This is a genomic window from Pseudanabaena sp. FACHB-2040 (assembly GCF_014696715.1).
Lineage (GTDB): Bacteria > Cyanobacteriota > Cyanobacteriia > Phormidesmidales > Phormidesmidaceae > JACVSF01.
In genome coordinates, this window is the sequence record NZ_JACJQO010000012.1 from 153,644 (window position 1) to 170,618 (window position 16,975).

A 16,975-nucleotide genomic window follows, 5' to 3' on the forward strand; every position below is an offset into this window, starting at 1 on the left:
TACTGAAAGAATTGCTGAAATCTAATGGCAAAACGATTTGAGCTAGGAACATTTCGAAGCAGAATCCTCATCGGTTAGCACCCCTGTAGAATGGCTGATGCAAGCTTGTTTTGGCATCTTCCGGCAGTACCAATCCTTTAGGGTTTTGCCTCTGTCTTTAACTCCACTTCAGCTCATCCCCTTGCCGTACTCATCCGTCAGCCCTGTCTGCTAGAGTAGGGCACTTCCACACGTAGCGCCCCAGCGTAGAAGCGCCCCTTAGGAACGCCTCTATACTGGAGCGCTGCTGCCTTAAAAAGGCAACCAATGGCAGTGGAGGAAGAGACGCTCCCTACCCGCTAGAGGCTAGGCGTGACGCCTGTTTCTGCTTGGGTTGGGGTTGGCTTAACCTGGCTATAGCCCATGCGGCTGGCTGCTTCCCGCAGGAACGAAATCTGCTCCTGAAACTCTAAGCCTTCGATCTGCTTTAGCACCTGCTGAACTGCATCACTAGGGGCATAGTCGCCAGGCATATCTACAACTCGCTTGCCCATTTCTTCTGCCCAGACGTACCAGACCAATAGCTGGTTATTGGGAGACAGGCCACCATAGGTGTGAGATTGGGGGGTGTCGGCTCCGTTGGCAATAGCTCGCATAGTGTTGAGCTGGTCTTCTTGAGACTGGCCGTACAGTTCTTCGATCAGGGGCTCAGCTAGATTGAGATCGGTTGCTTCGGGGGCGGCTGGGGTGACAGAGCCGCCCATTTTCTCGTAGATATAGTAGAGCAGCGCTAGCTTGTCATCGGTGCCTAAATCGCTGTAGTGCTTGAAGAGATCCATGACGGACTTAGACTGAATCTGTTCAAAGTTGGATTGTTGGGGCATAACAGTTTTCCTCACTAAATAAATAATTTCAAAACAAGCTAATTAAACAAAGCATCAGCAAATGCTTGTAAGCCGATCTAGCTGAACTGGGGTTAAAGCTCAGACTTAGAATCAGGCGCAATTTCAATGCCGCCTGAGGATATTACACGCTGTTGCTCAGTGATTAAATCTTCCAGCGACTGAACTTTAATGCCGAGACCGCTGCAAGCGGTTCTAAGCGCGTCTAAAAACCGGTTGGTATCGGTACCAAAGCCGCACTGGTGGGATGCGATCGCAAGTCCGTGTTCAGCGTTTGACTTGGCGCAGTCCACTAGCTCTATGCCCGTCAAGGGTTGGGATGAGGCCATATTGATTGCAGATGATAACTTCTTTTCCTTTGTCTCCCTAGCCAATTCTCAGGTACTAATCTTTAGCAGCTAAGTTGATTAGATGGATTTTGGATTTGTAGGCGTTGACGAAACTCAGCCTTCAGCCTTAGCCTTACGGGTTATAGATAGTAAGACTAAGCGTTCTAGTTCAGTCAAATGCATTAGTAGCAAATTGCCATCTAACCAGAGGAACATTCCGGTTCTGCTCACTCGTCTTTGTGCCTTTTTACATACCTTTGCATACCCCTGTTGTTAATCGACCTCTGCCGATCGAATCCTTGCTGTGGGCGAAATCACAGCAGAAATCCATCATCGGACGGATGGGTAAAAAGCCTCTATTTTGTTCAACTGGGAAGGGTGATTTAGGAAATCTAAACAGTATGCGCCCCCTCAATATTGGACTCTCCGAAGAACAGCGGAACGGTGTAATTCAGCTATTGAATTCTGACTTAGCTGATGCTTATCTGCTGCTGATCAAAACCAAGAAATACCACTGGGATGTGGTAGGTCCTCAGTTTCGGACCCTGCATCAACTGCTAGAAGAGCATTATCAAGCGCTAACTGAAAGCATTGATGCGATCGCAGAGCGGGTTCGGGCGCTGGGCGGCTATCCTCTAGGAACCGCAGAGAGCTTCCTGAAGTCTGCCTCTTTGAAGGAGCACCCCGGCGATCTGCCCAACGGTAATCTGATGGTCGAGCGCCTTGCCTCTGACCACGAGCAAGTTATTCGGAACTTCCGTCAGCACGTTGACCAGTGCTCTGAAGAGTTCCATGACGAAGGCACCGCTGACTTCCTGACCGGCCTGATGGAGCAGCATGAAGAGATGAACTGGATGCTGCGCTCCTTCCTCGAAGGCGAATCGCTTCAACCCTCGGGTGGGCGTGAGTCTGCCAACGATTTGGCAGGCGTCTAAATCTAACTCCCGAATCTACCTTTAATTCATCGCCTCACATTGCTTGAATAATGACTGCCGTAGAGACGTTCATGACTGCGTCCCTACGGCTTTTTGTCTGTAGAGGCAATATGAACCAGCGCATCCCCCTGGTTGACCAGGGGATTTTGACCGTGCCCAATCACCAGACCCTCAAGCGGGCTATGAATTGTGGCCAGACGATCGCCAAACGTATCCGAAATAAAGCCCATTCGCTGCCGTTTCTGGACCGGTTCGCCTAATCTAACCTCACGGTGCCAAATGCCCCCTCGCGAGGCCCGTACCCACTTTGTCTGGTGAGACTCAAGCTGCATAACAGGATCTGGTAGGTTCGGCGTATCGTACATGCCCAGGTAGGTCATCACTCGATTAATGCCCTCAACCCCCATCTGAATAGCGCTTTCGTTAAAACGCAGCGCTTCACCGGCCTCATACAACAGCGTCGGAATGTTGCGCCGGGTCGCCGCCTGCCGCAACGACCCATCCCGAACTGAAGCGTGCAGCATGATCGGTGCCCCAAAGGCTTGAGCAAAGGCATAGGTGGGCGGGTCGAGCAAATTGGCCCGAATCTGGGGCAGGTTGATGCGGTGAATAGCGGCAGTGTGCAGGTCAATACCGTAGTCACACTGGCTAACCACTTCCCGCATAAACAGAGCCGCTAAACGGGCTGCTAAAGAACCGCGCATAGACCCTGGAAAAGAGCGGTTTAAGTCGCGGCGATCGGGCAGATAGCGAGACTGCTCTAGCAAGCCAAAAATGTTGACAACCGGCACTGCAATGACGCTTCCACAAAGAGCTGTAGGCTTTACCGATTTAAGCAGGCGGCGAATAATCTCTACCCCATTGAGTTCATCGCCATGAATAGCTGCACTGAGCCATAGCTTAGGGCCAGGTTTGCGGCCGTTTAGCACCGTTACCGGCAGAGACAGCAGCGTACCAGTCGGCAAGCGCGCCACCGGAATGTCTATCTTGCGGCGCTTACCGGGCAAGACAATCTCCCCCGCCACTGTAAGCGGCCCGACAATATAAGCTTGCTGCGGCACGGACGACTGGAGAGCCTGCTGCTCCTCCATGCCCGCCGCTGCCCCAAGCTGAGCCAACGGCTCCTCGGCATCTTTCAACGGTGAGTTAACCTCCAAGGCAACTCCACTGCGCTCAATATAGCGGAGGGGGAAGAGGGGTGGATGGGTAAATGGTGTGGATGGGTAGGGGGCAGCTTGTGCTTGCGTATCCCTGTGTACTCACTACTGTCACTTCTTTGATTTTCCCCACCTTCCCCGCGTCCCTGTGGCTCCTTGGATTGCGTCTTCAGAAAGAGCTAATTTCTGCCGGTTGACCGACGCAGAGCCGGGCTCAGCCTCACCATAGTGGTAGTAGGGTTAGCGGGCTAACCTAACAATCTTGGACAGAATCGAAACCTTTCCTGTCTTTTTGCTGCTTTTGGCTGGAATTGGGTCATGTTGAAGCAATAGCAGGCTGGGGGCTCGTTCTTTCTTTTTAACTTTCGGGGCTCTATGATGCTGACGTTAAAACAGGGCAAGGCTCAGCTGTGGGCTTGGGTTGGCTTGCCGCTTTTGGGCTTAACGGGCTGTGGTTTGGAGATGACGGAGCGTTATCCTGACCAGGCGGTGTCAATGGTACAGTTCATAGAGCCTAACCTTCAGCATTTGAGCCTCATGACCAGTCCTTTGTTGTTTGACGCCGCCAGTGACTTTTCGGGCGGGGTGGCGATGGTGCGTGCAGGCGAGACCGTTGGCTATATTGACCACAACGGCAGCCTGGTCATCAGCGTGGCGGATCAGAACGTGACAGTGGCCACGGATTTTGCTGAGGATTTGGCGGTAGCTCGGGTGGGAGAGTACTACGGCTATATCGATCGGGCTGGAGACTGGTCGATTGAGGTGCAGTTTCGACAGGCTAAGCCTTTTTCGGAAGGGTTGGCTGCTGTGCAGAGAGGTAATCAGTACGGCTTTATCAACCGGGCTGGGGAATGGGTGATTGAGCCTCAGTTTGACCTGGCGGAGAGTTTTTCTAACGGCCTGGCGATGGTTAAAACTGGCGGGCTTTATGGCTATGTTGATCCGACGGGCAGGCAGGCAATTCCGGCCCAATATCAGGATGGCTGGAGCTTTTCGGAGTCGCTGGCTGTGGTCAAGAGCCGGGGGGATGGACAGTATGGCTATCTCAGCCGGGAGGGCAGAGTTGCGATCGCACCCGCCTACGATGGAGCCTTTAATTTCTCAGAAGGGCTAGCCCGCGTGCGGCAGGGCAACAAATTTGGCTATATCGATGCTGCTGGCAAGACGGTTATTGACTTTACCCTCGACTTTGCCGCCGATTTTTCGGAAGGGCTGGCGGTGGCGCTGCTAGATGGCAAGTGGGGCTATGTGGATACAGCTGGAAATGTGGTTATTCCCCCGCAGTTTGACTATGCGGCTGACTTTTCTGAGGGGCTAGCGGCTGTGCAGATCGACGGGCTTTACGGCTTTATCGACAAAACTGGGAAGTGGGCTATTCCGCCCAAGTTTACCAATGTGGGCCGCTTTTCAGAAGGCCATGCGCGAGTGCAGATGGACAACCGCTGGGGCTTTATCGACCCCGAAGGCAACTTGCTCACCGGGGCAACTTCTCGATAGGCCCGTAATTTTTAACCTGTAGTTTTTAATAGGTGAATAGCGGTCAAGAATTGCCTAGCATGATGTAGCATTCTGCCATGTTAGGGAGGTCTAGTTTGGGCTATGGTTCATCCGCAGATCAGTATTAGTTGTCTTAGTCTGACTTTGCTTTTGAGCACCAGTCTGGTGGGATGCAGCCGCACAGCGCAGTCGCCCGATGCAGCGATCGCAACCCCTGTGGCGTCTACCCCCACTCAGACAGAAGTCTCAGCCGCAACCCTTCTGCAGCCAGACGAAGGCACCCCCATCAACCCACCTCGGGCGGCAATGCTGACGGGTGAGGAGGCCGATGCCGAGGTGAACTTGCGATCGCAGCCCACCACCCAAGCCGATGTCCTTGGGGTGGGCACTGTTGGGGAACAGGTGCAGCTATTACGGTTGGTCGTGGGGGAAGGCGGCTACACCTGGTATTACGTCAATTCCCCGGCGGCCAGTGCCGCTGGCTGGGTGCGGGGCGACTTCATCAATCTGGGCAACGCCGCCAGCGCCCTACCCGATACTGCCGCTGCCAGCCCGACCACCTGTGGCCAAGAGAAGCAGGCCGCCTTCTTTGAAACCAAGACTTTTTTGGTCTACATCTGCGAGACGGCTGACGGTCTACGCTACCTCAGCACCAATAAGCAAACCCGCGAATCTCTTGCCCTAACGGAGGTGCAGGAGAGTCAGGGCACCTATGTCGCTATCAACGGCAGCTACCAGTATCACGTTAACGACGGCACCTTGGCGCTTTACCAGGTCGATAAGGGTGAGTACACCCAAATGGCCGGGGAGGCCGTAGTTAAGCATGAGCGGGCGAAATAAGAGGGTGAGAATGTATTAATTTTTACTTGTCTTTGAGGATCAGATGATCTACTATCAATCCTCATAGCTGTGTCTGTGCAGCTTGTTTTTCCCCGAAAACCTGGTCTGACGCTACCGGAAGGTGATTGGACCCACCCACCGATAGCTGACCCGACAGCAGATCCACCTGCTGTACGGGCTGCCTTAATTTTAGGCTGCCCTACTGCTTGCTCATGTCTGGCGTGACCCGTTTTTCGGGGATTCCTATCCACCGCGTTAAGGAATCCCCTTAAAATGCTGCAAATTCAATACTTCCTGTCGTCTCCTTTAGGGGAGGCGACCCTGCCGCCTGCGCCGGTCAACCCGCCAGTGCAGCCGGGGCGCAGACGCTTGCGCCTATACCTCGTCGGCTCCGAAGCCGATACTCAAAGCGCCATCGACACTCTCCATGTGCTGGGCTACGCCGAGCGCTTCGAGTGGACTCAGGTGATCGACCTTCCCTCAAATGGTTTTGCGGTCTACCCCTATCCAGGGGACGTGCTGCGGTATTTGAGACGCGATCGCAAAGTCTAAGAGATCCGGCGTTGGCTGAGCGAATTTAACCTGTTTCTTGAGCGGGGCTGCTGCCTCCCCAGAGGGGCCAGGAAATCCAGCGTTGGCTCCGCTCAGCCGACGTTCTCTGAGCGACGAAGTAAGGTGCCGCTGTCGCTTTAGGGCAAAGCACCGATGCTACACGAAACAGACAACCGGCTTTGCTTTAAACACTGAGCCAAGCTATTGATCCTGAGAAGCTGATGCAGGCTTGAGTAAGCCATTGCTAAAAAGCTATGCTACACAAAAAATGTATTTGTATTAATCTATGAATTAGGGAGACTGCTTGGCCCAAGCTGAAATTTCTGCTGGCCCTATCGCACTATCTCTCGGTTTGACACTTCTGCAAATCTGACAAGGCACTACATCCATGACGACCTTAACGATTGTCTGGCTTGTCCTGCCCCTAATGGCGGGACTGATGGCTTACTTGCTGCCCCGACTGGCTCGGAGCCTGGGAATAGGGGTTGCGATCGCATCGATCGCCTATGGTCTCGCCCTCATCCTGCGTCAGACACCCTTCTCGCTAGAGCTGCTAGACAGCTTTGGCGTTACTCTCATGGCTGACCCCCTGAGCGGGTTCTTCATTCTCACCAATGGGCTGGTGACGGCAGCCGTAATTCTGTATTGCTGGAGCGGTCAGCGGTCAGCCTTCTTCTTTGCCCAGCTCTACATTCTCCACGGCAGCCTTAACTCCGCCTTTCTCTGCGCCGACTTCGTAAGTCTCTATGTGGCCCTGGAAGTGATCAGCATTGCCGTCTTTTTGCTGATTGCCTACCCCCGCACCAATCGCTCCATCTGGGTGGGGCTGCGTTACCTCTTTGTCAGCAATACCGTCATGCTGTTCTATCTGGTGGGGGCGGTGCTGGTGTATGAGGCCAACCAATCCTTTGCCTTCAGCGGGCTGGCCCAGGCTGCTCCAGAGGCCCAGGCGTTGATTTTGTTGGGTCTGCTCACCAAGGGAGGCGTGTTTATTTCGGGCCTATGGCTGCCCCTGACCCACTCCGAAGCGGAGGTGCCGGTGTCAGCCATCCTGTCGGGAGTCGCCATCAAGGCAGGGATCTTTCCCCTGGTGCGTTGTGCTCAGATGCTCGACAGTGTTGACCCCATCATTCGCCTGTTTGGCCTGGGTACAGCCTTTCTAGGGATATCCTTTGCCCTGTTTGAGAAGGATATCAAACGCATCCTTGCCTTCAGCACCATTTCCCAGGTGGGGTTTGTGCTGGCGGCTCCCCCAGTGGCAGGCTTCTACGCCTTGGGCCACGGTTTAGCCAAGACAGCCCTGTTTTTAACCGCCGGTAGCCTGCCCAGCCGCAACCTCGACAACCTGCGGCAGCAGCCTATGGCCACCCCCGCCTGGGCGACGATCACGGCGGGGGGGCTATCCCTGGCAGGTATGCCGCTCCTCACGGGCTTTGCGAGCAAAGCCCTGACCTTAGAAAACCTGCTCTCCTGGCAGGTCATAGGTATGAATACCGCCGCCATCGGCAGCGCCATTGTCTTTGCCAGAGTGATCTTTCTACCCCATCAGCCGACCTCTGAGCAGAAAATGGCCCCAGGGTTCTGGCCTGCGATTCTGCTCCTTGGGGCAGCACTGGTAGCGGCAAATGCTTTCTATATCGAGGCCTATTCCCTGACCAAGATCACCAAAGCCCTGGCGATCATTGCGTTGGGATGGCTCATTTATTTTGGGGTGATCCGCCGGATGGCGCTGCTCCTGCCCCGCACTCTGGAGCTGTTGGAGCACCTCATCGGCGTCATGAGTTTGGCGCTGATAGGGCTGTTCTGGCTGGTTCTAGCTTGAGCAAGATTTCATCATCCGACCAACTCTCCGCGCATGACGGTGACGGCTTGGCCGCTAAGAAAAACGCGATCGCAATCACAGCGCACCTTTACCACGCCGCCTCGGGCCGAGGCTTGATAAGCCAGAAACGCCGACTTGCCGAGCTTTTCCTGCCAGTAGGGGGCTAGGGAACAGTGAGCCGCACCCGTCACCGGATCTTCGTTGATGCCGATGGTCGGGGCAAAAAAGCGGGAGACAAAGTCAAACTCAGATCCGTCTGCCTGGCTGGTGATAATTACCCCTTGCATGGGCAGAGATGCAATCAGGCTAAAGTCAGGAGCCAGTTCTCGTACGGCCGCTTCCGACTCTAGCTCGACCAGGTAGTGCTTGGCGTCCTTACCGGTAAACTTCACCGGCAGGTGCCGCAGTCCGGCCTGTAGCGCCGGAGGCAGTTCGGCAGGTTGAACGGGGTTGCTAGGAAAGTTTAGGGTAATCCAGTCATCGCTGAGGGTAGCGGTTAGTAGGCCGCTGCGAGTGTGAAAACGGGCTTCTTGGTTAGGCTTCAGATGGCCCTCGCTCCAGAGGGTGTGGGCCGAGGCCAAAGTGGCATGGCCGCACAGATCAACCTCAGCAGCAGGGGTAAACCAGCGCAGATGGAAGCCGTCTTCAACGGGGTACAAAAAGGCGGTTTCAGAAAGGTTCATCTCGGCTGCGAGGGCCTGCATCCAGTCAGCATCTGCTGCCTGAGACATGACGCAGACAGCCGCTGGATTACCGGCAAACAATTGGTTGGTAAAGGCATCAACTTGAACGACGGTCTGGGCCATTTTTCAATTACCAATGCGCTAAGTCTGGAGGGATTGTAAGTGGGTCGGGGGAACGCTCAGAGAAGCGGCAGCAAATTTGCCTCTGATCCTGGTTTAAGGATCATCACCCAAGGATGGCAGGAACGCTATAGACAACTTAAAGGCTTACCCATCGCTGAAACCGATGGCTACCGGTAGTACCGCTGCTCCAGCCAGATTCGCACTTCTTCTTCTGAGACAAATTGGTGGGTAGTGCGGTCAACCGGATCATACACTGACCAGGCAGGCTGTCCCTGGCGTGTGGTGTAGCAGCGAATCCGGGGCTGTTCGTGGGGAGACAGGGTATTTAGCACACTTTCTAAGAGGCGCTGAAACAGTGAGCTTTTGGGGGCTGCCTCATGCTTGAAAGGGATAGGCAGGGGCTTTGGCTGGAAGGGCCGGGCATTGAAGGCATTCATTGGGATGAACTCCAACGGGGACTTCTCAACTGTGGTCCAATGCCTCTAGTTGGAGAAGGTACAAAAGAGCGCAATTCATCTAGTACAGTTTCAAAAATGTAATCTGTACCAGGCAAACTGTTGAAAACTGTACCATCTCCCCCTGTAGCAAGTCGTCTAAAGTGAGCACAAGCTTCTGCTGCTCTCTCCGTTTACTGTCATCGTGAGGTGATCCTGTGAAAGTCGCCGTTGATCGCCAGTCGGCCGAACCCGTTTACCTGCAGCTCCGCAACAGTATTAGCCACCTGATTTGCTCGGGCGGTCTGCAGCCTGGAGATCGCCTGCCTTCAATTCGGCAGATGGCTGAAGCCGCTAGCGTCAACAAGCTCACGGTGGTAGAAGCCTACAGCGTGCTAGAAGCCGATGGTTTGATTCAGGCTCGCCAGGGCGCTGGTTTTTTTATTACTCAACCGGCGCAGCGCAGCCCCAAACGGCCTTCGACCTTTGCGCCTGACCAACAGGTGATTATTCCCTCAGCCGAAAGGGCTTTTTTAGGCACTAGTGCCGACCTGCTGCAGGCAAAAGCCATGCCAGGCGTGATCCAGTTCAGCTCGGGGCTGCCTTCTGCGACTAACCTGGACGACCTGCAGCGGATCGCCCGTAGGGCTGTCAAAGAGTCAGCAGACAAATTCTTTTGCCTAAACCCGCCTCAGGGAGATCCGAAGCTGCGATCGCAAATCGCCCAGCTTCTCGTCCAGCTAGGTCTAGCCACCACACCCGAGAACCTGATGATCACCAGCGGCTCCATGCAGGCCCTGTCGCTGATTACGCAACACCTGATTCAGCCCGGCGACTGGGTTGTGGTCGAGTCGCCCACCTTCTACGGCTACCTGTCTTTGCTGCAGCAGGCCGGAGCCCGCATCATCGCCATTCCCATGACCGCCAGTGGCATGAATTTAGAGCTGCTAGAGCAGTATCTAGCCAGCCATCGCCCTCGGCTGATTTACACCATTAGCACCCAACACAACCCAACCGGCATCACCACAGATCTAGCCCATCGCCGCCAGCTTTTAGATCTGGCCGAGCAGTATGACTGCCTGATCTTGGAGGACAACGCCTACGAATGGCTCAGCTATGGCCCCACACCGCCGCCGATTAAAGCTTTAGATCAGTGCGATCGCGTGATCTATGTGGGCACCTTCTCCAAAACGCTGATGCCTGCCCTACGAGTAGGCTACGCCATCATCACTGGCGACCTCTATCAGCCGCTGGTAGAGCGCAAGCTGCTGCACGACCTGCACGTGTCGATTGTCTCCCAGGCCATTATTAGCGAGTACCTCACCTCCGGCCATTACCGCCGCCACCTCAACCTGAGACGAACCAGCAACCAGCAAAACCGAGACATCATGCTAAAAGCGATGGAAACCCACTTCCCTGAAGAAGTTAGCTGGACAGTGCCCCAGGGCGGCATCTTTCTCTGGACTCAATTGCCTGATGGCATCGATTTAGAGGCGATTTGCCGACAGGCCGCTGAGCAAAAAGTGCTGGTAGCGCCTGGGTCTGCCTTTTTTGCCGACAAGCAAGGCTACCCAGCTCTGCGACTGAGCTATTCCCAACCCCTAGAGGTGATTGAGCGGGGAATCGTCATTTTAGGCCAGGTGTTGAAGCAACAGTTGAGGCACCGCTCCCTCTCTGCCTAATAATTTCGCTGAGCGGTAAGGGGTCGAGCAGCTATTCAACTGGAGCGATCATCTCGCCGCAGCTGGTCTAGCTGCTGCTGCAGCTCAGCCAGTTCCTGCTTCAGCTGATTAACTTCTTCAGGATTGCTCGACTTACTGGGGGAAGCCTGGGTATGCACAGCGCCCTGAGCTGGAGCGCGACGATAGTTTCCGACCTGGATCTGGCGGTATTCCTCAGAGTTGGCCCACTGTTTCAGATAGTGCAGCCGCTCTACTGGAAAGGGATGGCTCAAAAGTGCGTTGGGGCCGCCGTTGTAGAGCAGGAATTTATAGACCTGGTTTAGCCCGTCAGCATCCAGATTTCGGTACTGTTCAGCCTGCCGCTCAAATTCCTCAAAGCTCAGCTCGTGGGCAAAGCGGCGGCTGCCGCCCGATACCTTCATCATGGTCTGCATCACCTGCCGCCAGTCGTCCATGACCAGTAGGGCAGCGCGATCGCACGATAGTTCCGCCATTCGCCGCCATTCGTAAAAAGCGTAGACTAGACCACTGCTGACCACATTGCCCAGCCCAAAAGTTAAATCGCCAATGATTGAAGCGGTATTCATCGCCCACATGGCCATCTGCGTCAGGGTGGTATGGCCGCACTTGATGTGGCCCAGCTCGTGGGCGATTACGGTTTTGATTTCCTCATCTCCCAGCAAATCTAGCAGCCCTGTATGGACCACCACGCAAGGATTCTCTTCTCCCAGGGAGTAGCTGTTGACCTCCGGGTTTTGCACCACAAAGAGAGTCGGCTCAGGCCGCAGATCGAGAGTGTGCACGCATTCTCGAAACAGGTGGTAAATCGTGGAGTACTGGCTCGGCCCTACCTGCACGGCATTGCCTAGTAAATAGACATACTGAGGCCGCTCATAGACCAGCTCAATAAACTTGCGGGCCGCTAGGTCAAACCCAGGAACGCTGCGCAGCGCCTCTTCGGCCTGGCGATCAAGGGGATGACGAAAGGCATCGCTGGCAATTCCCGGATAGTAAGGCATGGGTGAGGGGGCGAGGGGTTGTCTTTTCTAGGCTAGACCAAATTTTTAACAGGTTGAATGAGAGGATCAGCATGGTTGCTGCTGCCATTGCGGCTGCTAGGGGTGACAGCGGCAATGCCTGCTCGATCTAAAATCTGGGGAATCAGGTCTTCTCGGCGCACGGCCATCAGGTGGACGCCTTGGCAGAGCTGCTGGGCTGCCCGCACTTGCTCGGCGGCGATAGTGATGCCTTCCTGCAGTGGATCGGGGGCGGCGGCGAGGCGATCGATAATGGCTTGGGGAATTTCTACACCAGGCACATTGCGGTTGATGAAGTTGGCGTTTTTGGCTGATTTCAGTAAAAAGATGCCGGCCAGGACGGGGCGATCGCAACCCGCCGCGACCTTATCCATAAAAGTAGCTAGCTGATCAAAGTCAGAGATCAGCTGGCTCTGGAAAAACTGGGCTCCGGCTTCTAGCTTGCGCTCAAAGCGGCGCTGCAGGCCAGACAGGCTGCGGCATTGAGGGTCAACTGCGGCCCCAGCAAAGAGGTCTAGCGCGCCATCGGGCAGGGCCTGATCGCGGCTGTCGGTGCCCTGATTGAGCTGGCCGATCAGCTTCAGCAGCCGCACCGACTCCAGCTCAAAAACGCTCCGCGACTCAGGATGGTCGCCCGCTTTAACCGGGTCTCCGGTCAGGGCAAGTAGATTGCGAACACCTAAGGCATGGGCTCCCATGAGGTCGGCCTGTAGGGCAATGGCGTTGCGATCGCGACACGCCATCTGGCAGATCGCCTCAATTCCTTCCTGCTGCAAAATCACGGCTGATGCTAACGACGACATCCGCAGCACCGCTCGGCTGCCGTCAGTAATGTTGATCGCGTGGACTCGCCCCTTCAGCCGCTTTGCCATCTCCACCATATGCTGAGGATTGCCCCCCTTAGGCGGCATGACTTCAGCAGTAATTAAAAACTCCCCTGAGCTGGCAGCGCTACGGAAGCGGTAACCTAGGGGCGAAGCAGACAGGCGATCCGAAAAAACAGACATTTATTAAGTGAGAAAAATCAGGTGAGATGGCCAGCAGGCACACAGACCTTTTTGAAAGCCAGTTTTGGTCAGTATATCGTGCTTGCTACAGCGGCTTGGAGTACCCTAGGGCATCTTTGACCTTAGCTAAGGTTTGAAATGCGATCGCACCTGCCCGCTCATTCCCCTGTCTCAATACTTTTTCCAGATAGGTGCGATCGTCCATTAGCTCGCTGTAGCGAGTCTGAATCGGTCGCAGCGCCTCCACTGCCGTCTCCGCCAGCAGCGGCTTAAACTGGCCCCAGCCCATCTCCCGACATTCCTCTGCCACAGCCTGCTTCGATTTGCCTGCCAATAAAGCGTAGAGGCTCAACAAGTTGTGGCACTCGGGCCGCTCTGGGTTGTCAAACTCTAGGCCCCGCAGCGGATCAGTCTTGGCTCGCTTAAACTTGCGGATAATAGCTTCTGGGGCATCGGTCAAGTCAATCCGGCTTTGGTCCGACGGATCTGACTTCGACATTTTCTTGGTGCCATCGGTCAGGCTCATCACCCGCGCGCCCACCTCCCGAATCAGCGGCTCAGGGATTTTTAGAATCGGCGCTTTCTCAGTGCCAAACTGGTGATTCAGCCGGGCCGCAATGTCTCGCGTCAGCTCTAGGTGCTGCTTTTGGTCCTCACCTACAGGCACGCGATCAGGCTCATACAGCAAGATATCAGCGGCCTGAAGCACCGGGTAATCGAGCAGGCCGATGCTGACATTCTCCCCCTGCTTAATGGCCTTCTCCTTGAACTGGATCATCCGCTCTAGCCAGTTGAGGGGCGTGATGCAGTTAAATAGCCAGGCCAATTCTGCATGGGCCGATACATGCGACTGCACAAAAATAGTCGCCTTCTCAGGGTCAATGCCGCAGGCAATGTAGGTCGCCGCCACCTTGTAGGTGTTTTCGGCTAACTGGGCTGGGTCGTGGGGCACCGTAATAGCGTGCAGATCGGCCATGAACAAAAAGGCCTCATATTCCTCCTGCAGCTCCACCCAATTGCGGATGGCCCCCAGGTAATTGCCCAGGTGCAGATTGCCAGTCGGCTGGATGCCGGAGAGAATGCGCTGCTTGCCCATGTGAGTGCGTCGGTGTAAAGTTTGTCGAGTATACGTCTCTTGTGAAGATTCTATAAGAACACCGGAAGCTTCAAGCCCCTGTTTTTCCTACTCTTGTAAAAAATCACCGATGAAAAGCACCCTTTTCCCTACCCTAACCGAATCTCTTCAGGAAGCCATTCAGCTGGCCCAGTCCGTCAACTCTCACCAGGAAGCCCAAGCCACTTTCGAGCGCCTGCACCAGGAGCTAGAAACCCAGAACCCCCAAGCCGCTGACCTCCTCGCCCTCCTCTGGCGGGAGTATCTAGGTTCCCAGCGCTCAGCCACCTTTTGGAAAGAGCTGTGTCAGGTTGAGAAGCACCTGTCAGATCGCCTAAGCGAAAGCCATCTGCAGCTCAAGCAAAATTACCTTCGCCTAATGCAAGAGCAATAGAAGTTGGGTTTAAGGCTTTGGCAACCCCAACAGGCTCTCCAAAATGTTGGGTTTTTACCTTGTTCAACCCGACCTACAAACTACAAATCTAGATTCTGCATTGTGTGCAACTGGGCGCATGGGTGTGCGCCCCTACCAGACAGACTCTCTTTGACCAGAGTGTAGATCCTCACTTGGGCCGCCTTCGGCTTATCCGCAGCCTCAAATACAAAAAAGGGCGATTCGACAATCGCCACAGCGAACTAATGCTAACAGAGCAAGATTTACCCGATGTTTCAGAAGGTAGGCTCTAGCCTGTGTCTATGCTGCGGCCCGTTGGTGGAGTTGGGAGTGCGATCGCACCTCAGGCTTGGGAGCCGCCCCGAAAGCCATATTGCACCCCAGACCCTATCCCAGATAAAACGCCGTCAGAAATGCCTCCTGCGGCTTCTGTGGATTCACAAAGACTTCAGTTCGGTCACCCCGGTTTAGCTTAATCCAGTTGCGCACAATGTAGTTACCGCGTTCGTAGGCCACATCGTTGTACTGGTAGGTGTAGCGCAGCAGCCATTCTCCCTGGGCCGATTTCTTGCGAGTAATCAGGGCCGTGACAGAGACCCCCTTGCTAAACACATCGCGAATCATGGTTACCCGTCTGAACATCAGAACTGCCGCCACCACAGAGACGGGAACTGTAAACACCAGAACACAGAAGATCGCCCCTGTAATCGCAACGCAAAAGAGCGTGCAGCACCAGAAATCAGTAAAAACAACCCTAAAAAAATCAGGTCGTTTCATAGAGCTAACCTAAAGTCGCAAAATCAACACTCTAGGATTGCCCAAAAATGACCCAAAAACAAACAGGCTTCACCCTAAATTTTTCAATGGTTAAGCCTGAGTATTAAATTTTCGACCCGAAGCAAGACAGACGACACCCTCAATGCCCTATCCCTGCAAGGTAACCTGGAGAATAGATGACCTACGCGCCTACCCATGCAAACGTCAGACAAGCCGCTCAAACTAGATACCAGCCTGGCCACTAATAGCGATGGGTTTGACCCCCACGATCCACCCAATCCAGACCTGATCGATGCCTGTGTCCACTGCGGCTTTTGTTTGACCACCTGTCCCAGCTACCGGGTCATTGGCAAAGAAAACGACTCCCCTCGGGGCCGCATTTACCTGATGGATGCCATTAATAAAGGGGAAGCGCCTCTGTCCCCGGCTTCCGTTCAGCACTTTGACTCCTGCCTGGGCTGCCTTGCTTGCACCACCGCTTGCCCCTCAGGCGTGCAGTACGACAAGCTGATTGCCGCCGTGCGCCCTCAAATCCAGCGCAACCACTCCCGCAGTCTGCCCCAAAGGCTAGTGCGAAGTCTGATCTTCTCCCTCTTTCCCTACCCCGACCGGCTGCGGCTGTTGCTTACCCCGCTGGGCCTGTACCAAAAGCTGGGGCTCTCCCGGCTGGTGCAGGGGACTGGGCTGCTGCGACTGGTTTCTCCCAATCTGGCCGCGATGGAGTCTCTGCTGCCTCCGGTCACCCTGCAGTGCTTTCAAGACAATCTACCCGAGCAAGTTCCGGCTCAGGGGCAGCAGCGGTTCCGGGTTGGGATGCTGCTGGGCTGTGTGCAGCGCGTCTTTTTCTCAGGTGTGAATGAGGCCACCGCCCGCGTGCTCTCAGCCAATGGTTGTGAAGTTATCATTCCCAAAGAACAGGGCTGCTGCTCGGCCTTACCGGCCCATCAAGGCGAAGAAGCTCAGGCTCAGGCTCTTGCCCGCCACATGATTGAGGTGTTTGAACAGGCCCAGGTCGATTACGTAATTATCAATGCCGCGGGCTGCGGCCATACCCTGAAGGAATACGGGCACATTCTGAAGGATGATCCGGCTTATCGGGAACGAGCCAAAGCCTTCTCTGCTAAGGTGCGGGACGTGCAGGAGTTTCTAGTCGAGGTCGGGCTTACTGCTACACTGCACCCCCTGACTGAAGAACCGCTCACCTTGGTCTATCAAGATGCCTGTCACCTACTCCACGGCCAGAAAATTAGCCAGCAGCCCCGCCAGATCCTCAAGCAAATTCCCGGCGTTCAGCTGCGAGAACCGATGGACGCGGCTCTGTGCTGCGGCAGTGCTGGGGTCTACAATATGCTCCAGCCCCAAGTTGCTGAAGAACTAGGCCAAATGAAGGTCAATAACCTGCTTAATACAGGAGCGGTTCTGATCGCTTCGTCTAATCCAGGCTGCTCGCTTCAGATTCAAAAGCATCTAGAGCAACAGAATAAGGCTATGCCGCTCATGCATCCCATACAGCTGCTAGATAAGTCCATCCGAGGGGAGCAGCTAGCGCTTTAGCTTGCCCGCATAGGTCACGGTCGTTAGGACGCAGCTACAGCTGTGTACAACACTTCTTTGAATTGTGAATTGTACTGGCCCCTTAAATCCCGTTTTCTTGATGCCCGAAAGGCTTTATTCTAAGGAACTTCAACCTTCCTTCAGAATTAGAGGCTAG

17 protein-coding genes are annotated in these 16,975 nt (G+C 54.8%); 8 read left to right on the forward strand and 9 right to left on the reverse strand.

What is annotated here, in order from left to right; all coding sequences use genetic code 11:
- Window positions 1-338: 338 nt before the first annotated feature.
- Together H6G13_RS15410 and H6G13_RS15415 are read right to left on the reverse strand one after the other, a co-directional pair.
- The gene (locus tag H6G13_RS15410) at window positions 339-863 is read right to left on the reverse strand and encodes an orange carotenoid protein N-terminal domain-containing protein (protein ID WP_190484202.1); all 525 of its coding nucleotides are present in this window, start codon (window positions 861-863) and stop codon (window positions 339-341) included.
- A 92-nt stretch (window positions 864-955) separates the two neighbouring features.
- Entirely contained in the window at window positions 956-1,210 is a 255-nt protein-coding gene (locus tag H6G13_RS15415) for a hypothetical protein (protein WP_190484204.1), read from the reverse strand.
- 401 nt (window positions 1,211-1,611) lie between these two features.
- On the opposite strand from H6G13_RS15415, the gene H6G13_RS15420 reads away from it, so the two are divergent.
- Window positions 1,612-2,145, forward strand: a complete 534-nt coding sequence (locus H6G13_RS15420) for a Dps family protein (RefSeq protein WP_190484206.1) — start codon at window positions 1,612-1,614, stop codon at window positions 2,143-2,145.
- A gap of 83 nt (window positions 2,146-2,228) precedes the next feature.
- Here the strand turns inward: H6G13_RS15420 and H6G13_RS15425 are convergent, their stop codons facing one another.
- Window positions 2,229-3,302, reverse strand: a complete 1,074-nt coding sequence (locus H6G13_RS15425; RefSeq protein ID WP_242028341.1) for a succinylglutamate desuccinylase/aspartoacylase family protein — start codon at window positions 3,300-3,302, stop codon at window positions 2,229-2,231.
- Window positions 3,303-3,677: 375 nt separating this feature from the next.
- On the opposite strand from H6G13_RS15425, the gene H6G13_RS15430 reads away from it, so the two are divergent.
- The 4 genes from H6G13_RS15430 (at window position 3,678) to H6G13_RS15445 (ending at window position 8,013) form a co-directional block, all read left to right on the forward strand.
- Window positions 3,678-4,799 (forward strand): WG repeat-containing protein, encoded by a 1,122-nt coding sequence (locus H6G13_RS15430; protein ID WP_242028342.1) that lies wholly within the window; start codon window positions 3,678-3,680, stop codon window positions 4,797-4,799.
- Between the two features lie 150 nt (window positions 4,800-4,949).
- Complete coding sequence (locus tag H6G13_RS15435) at window positions 4,950-5,639, forward strand: SH3 domain-containing protein (RefSeq protein ID WP_190484207.1); 690 nt, start codon at window positions 4,950-4,952, stop codon at window positions 5,637-5,639.
- 273 nt (window positions 5,640-5,912) lie between these two features.
- Complete coding sequence (locus H6G13_RS15440) at window positions 5,913-6,191, forward strand: hypothetical protein (protein WP_190484209.1); 279 nt, start codon at window positions 5,913-5,915, stop codon at window positions 6,189-6,191.
- 388 nt (window positions 6,192-6,579) lie between these two features.
- On the forward strand, window positions 6,580-8,013 hold the full coding sequence (locus H6G13_RS15445) for a cation:proton antiporter (RefSeq protein WP_190484211.1): 1,434 nt from the start codon (window positions 6,580-6,582) through the stop codon (window positions 8,011-8,013).
- An 11-nt stretch (window positions 8,014-8,024) separates the two neighbouring features.
- Here H6G13_RS15445 and H6G13_RS15450 read toward each other — a convergent pair whose 3' ends face one another.
- Together H6G13_RS15450 and H6G13_RS15455 are read right to left on the reverse strand one after the other, a co-directional pair.
- Window positions 8,025-8,819 (reverse strand): PhzF family phenazine biosynthesis protein, encoded by a 795-nt coding sequence (locus tag H6G13_RS15450; RefSeq protein ID WP_190484214.1) that lies wholly within the window; start codon window positions 8,817-8,819, stop codon window positions 8,025-8,027.
- 167 nt (window positions 8,820-8,986) lie between these two features.
- Window positions 8,987-9,256 (reverse strand): hypothetical protein, encoded by a 270-nt coding sequence (locus H6G13_RS15455; protein ID WP_190484216.1) that lies wholly within the window; start codon window positions 9,254-9,256, stop codon window positions 8,987-8,989.
- A 215-nt stretch (window positions 9,257-9,471) separates the two neighbouring features.
- Here H6G13_RS15455 and H6G13_RS15460 point away from each other — a divergent pair, with 215 nt between their 5' ends.
- A complete protein-coding gene (locus H6G13_RS15460; RefSeq protein ID WP_190484220.1) occupies window positions 9,472-10,935 on the forward strand; it encodes an aminotransferase class I/II-fold pyridoxal phosphate-dependent enzyme in 1,464 nt (487 codons plus the stop codon).
- Window positions 10,936-10,970: 35 nt separating this feature from the next.
- Here the strand turns inward: H6G13_RS15460 and H6G13_RS15465 are convergent, their stop codons facing one another.
- The 3 genes from H6G13_RS15465 to trpS form a co-directional block, all read right to left on the reverse strand.
- Window positions 10,971-11,954 (reverse strand): M48 family metallopeptidase, encoded by a 984-nt coding sequence (locus H6G13_RS15465; protein WP_190484223.1) that lies wholly within the window; start codon window positions 11,952-11,954, stop codon window positions 10,971-10,973.
- A 32-nt stretch (window positions 11,955-11,986) separates the two neighbouring features.
- Window positions 11,987-12,979 carry a methylenetetrahydrofolate reductase gene (locus H6G13_RS15470; protein ID WP_190484226.1) on the reverse strand — a complete coding sequence of 331 codons (993 nt, stop codon included), beginning with the start codon at window positions 12,977-12,979 and terminating at the stop codon, window positions 11,987-11,989.
- A gap of 85 nt (window positions 12,980-13,064) precedes the next feature.
- Complete coding sequence (trpS, locus tag H6G13_RS15475; RefSeq protein ID WP_190484227.1) at window positions 13,065-14,075, reverse strand: tryptophan--tRNA ligase; 1,011 nt, start codon at window positions 14,073-14,075, stop codon at window positions 13,065-13,067.
- A 109-nt stretch (window positions 14,076-14,184) separates the two neighbouring features.
- On the opposite strand from trpS, the gene H6G13_RS15480 reads away from it, so the two are divergent.
- Complete coding sequence (locus tag H6G13_RS15480; RefSeq protein ID WP_190484230.1) at window positions 14,185-14,487, forward strand: hypothetical protein; 303 nt, start codon at window positions 14,185-14,187, stop codon at window positions 14,485-14,487.
- Between the two features lie 387 nt (window positions 14,488-14,874).
- Here H6G13_RS15480 and H6G13_RS15485 read toward each other — a convergent pair whose 3' ends face one another.
- Window positions 14,875-15,264, reverse strand: coding sequence for a DUF3592 domain-containing protein (locus tag H6G13_RS15485; RefSeq protein ID WP_190484232.1), 390 nt, complete (start codon window positions 15,262-15,264; stop codon window positions 14,875-14,877).
- 195 nt (window positions 15,265-15,459) lie between these two features.
- Between H6G13_RS15485 and H6G13_RS15490 the strand changes: the two genes are divergently transcribed.
- Window positions 15,460-16,818: a heterodisulfide reductase-related iron-sulfur binding cluster gene (locus H6G13_RS15490; RefSeq protein ID WP_190484235.1), complete on the forward strand. Its 1,359-nt coding sequence runs from the start codon at window positions 15,460-15,462 to the stop codon at window positions 16,816-16,818.
- Window positions 16,819-16,975: the final 157 nt, after the last annotated feature.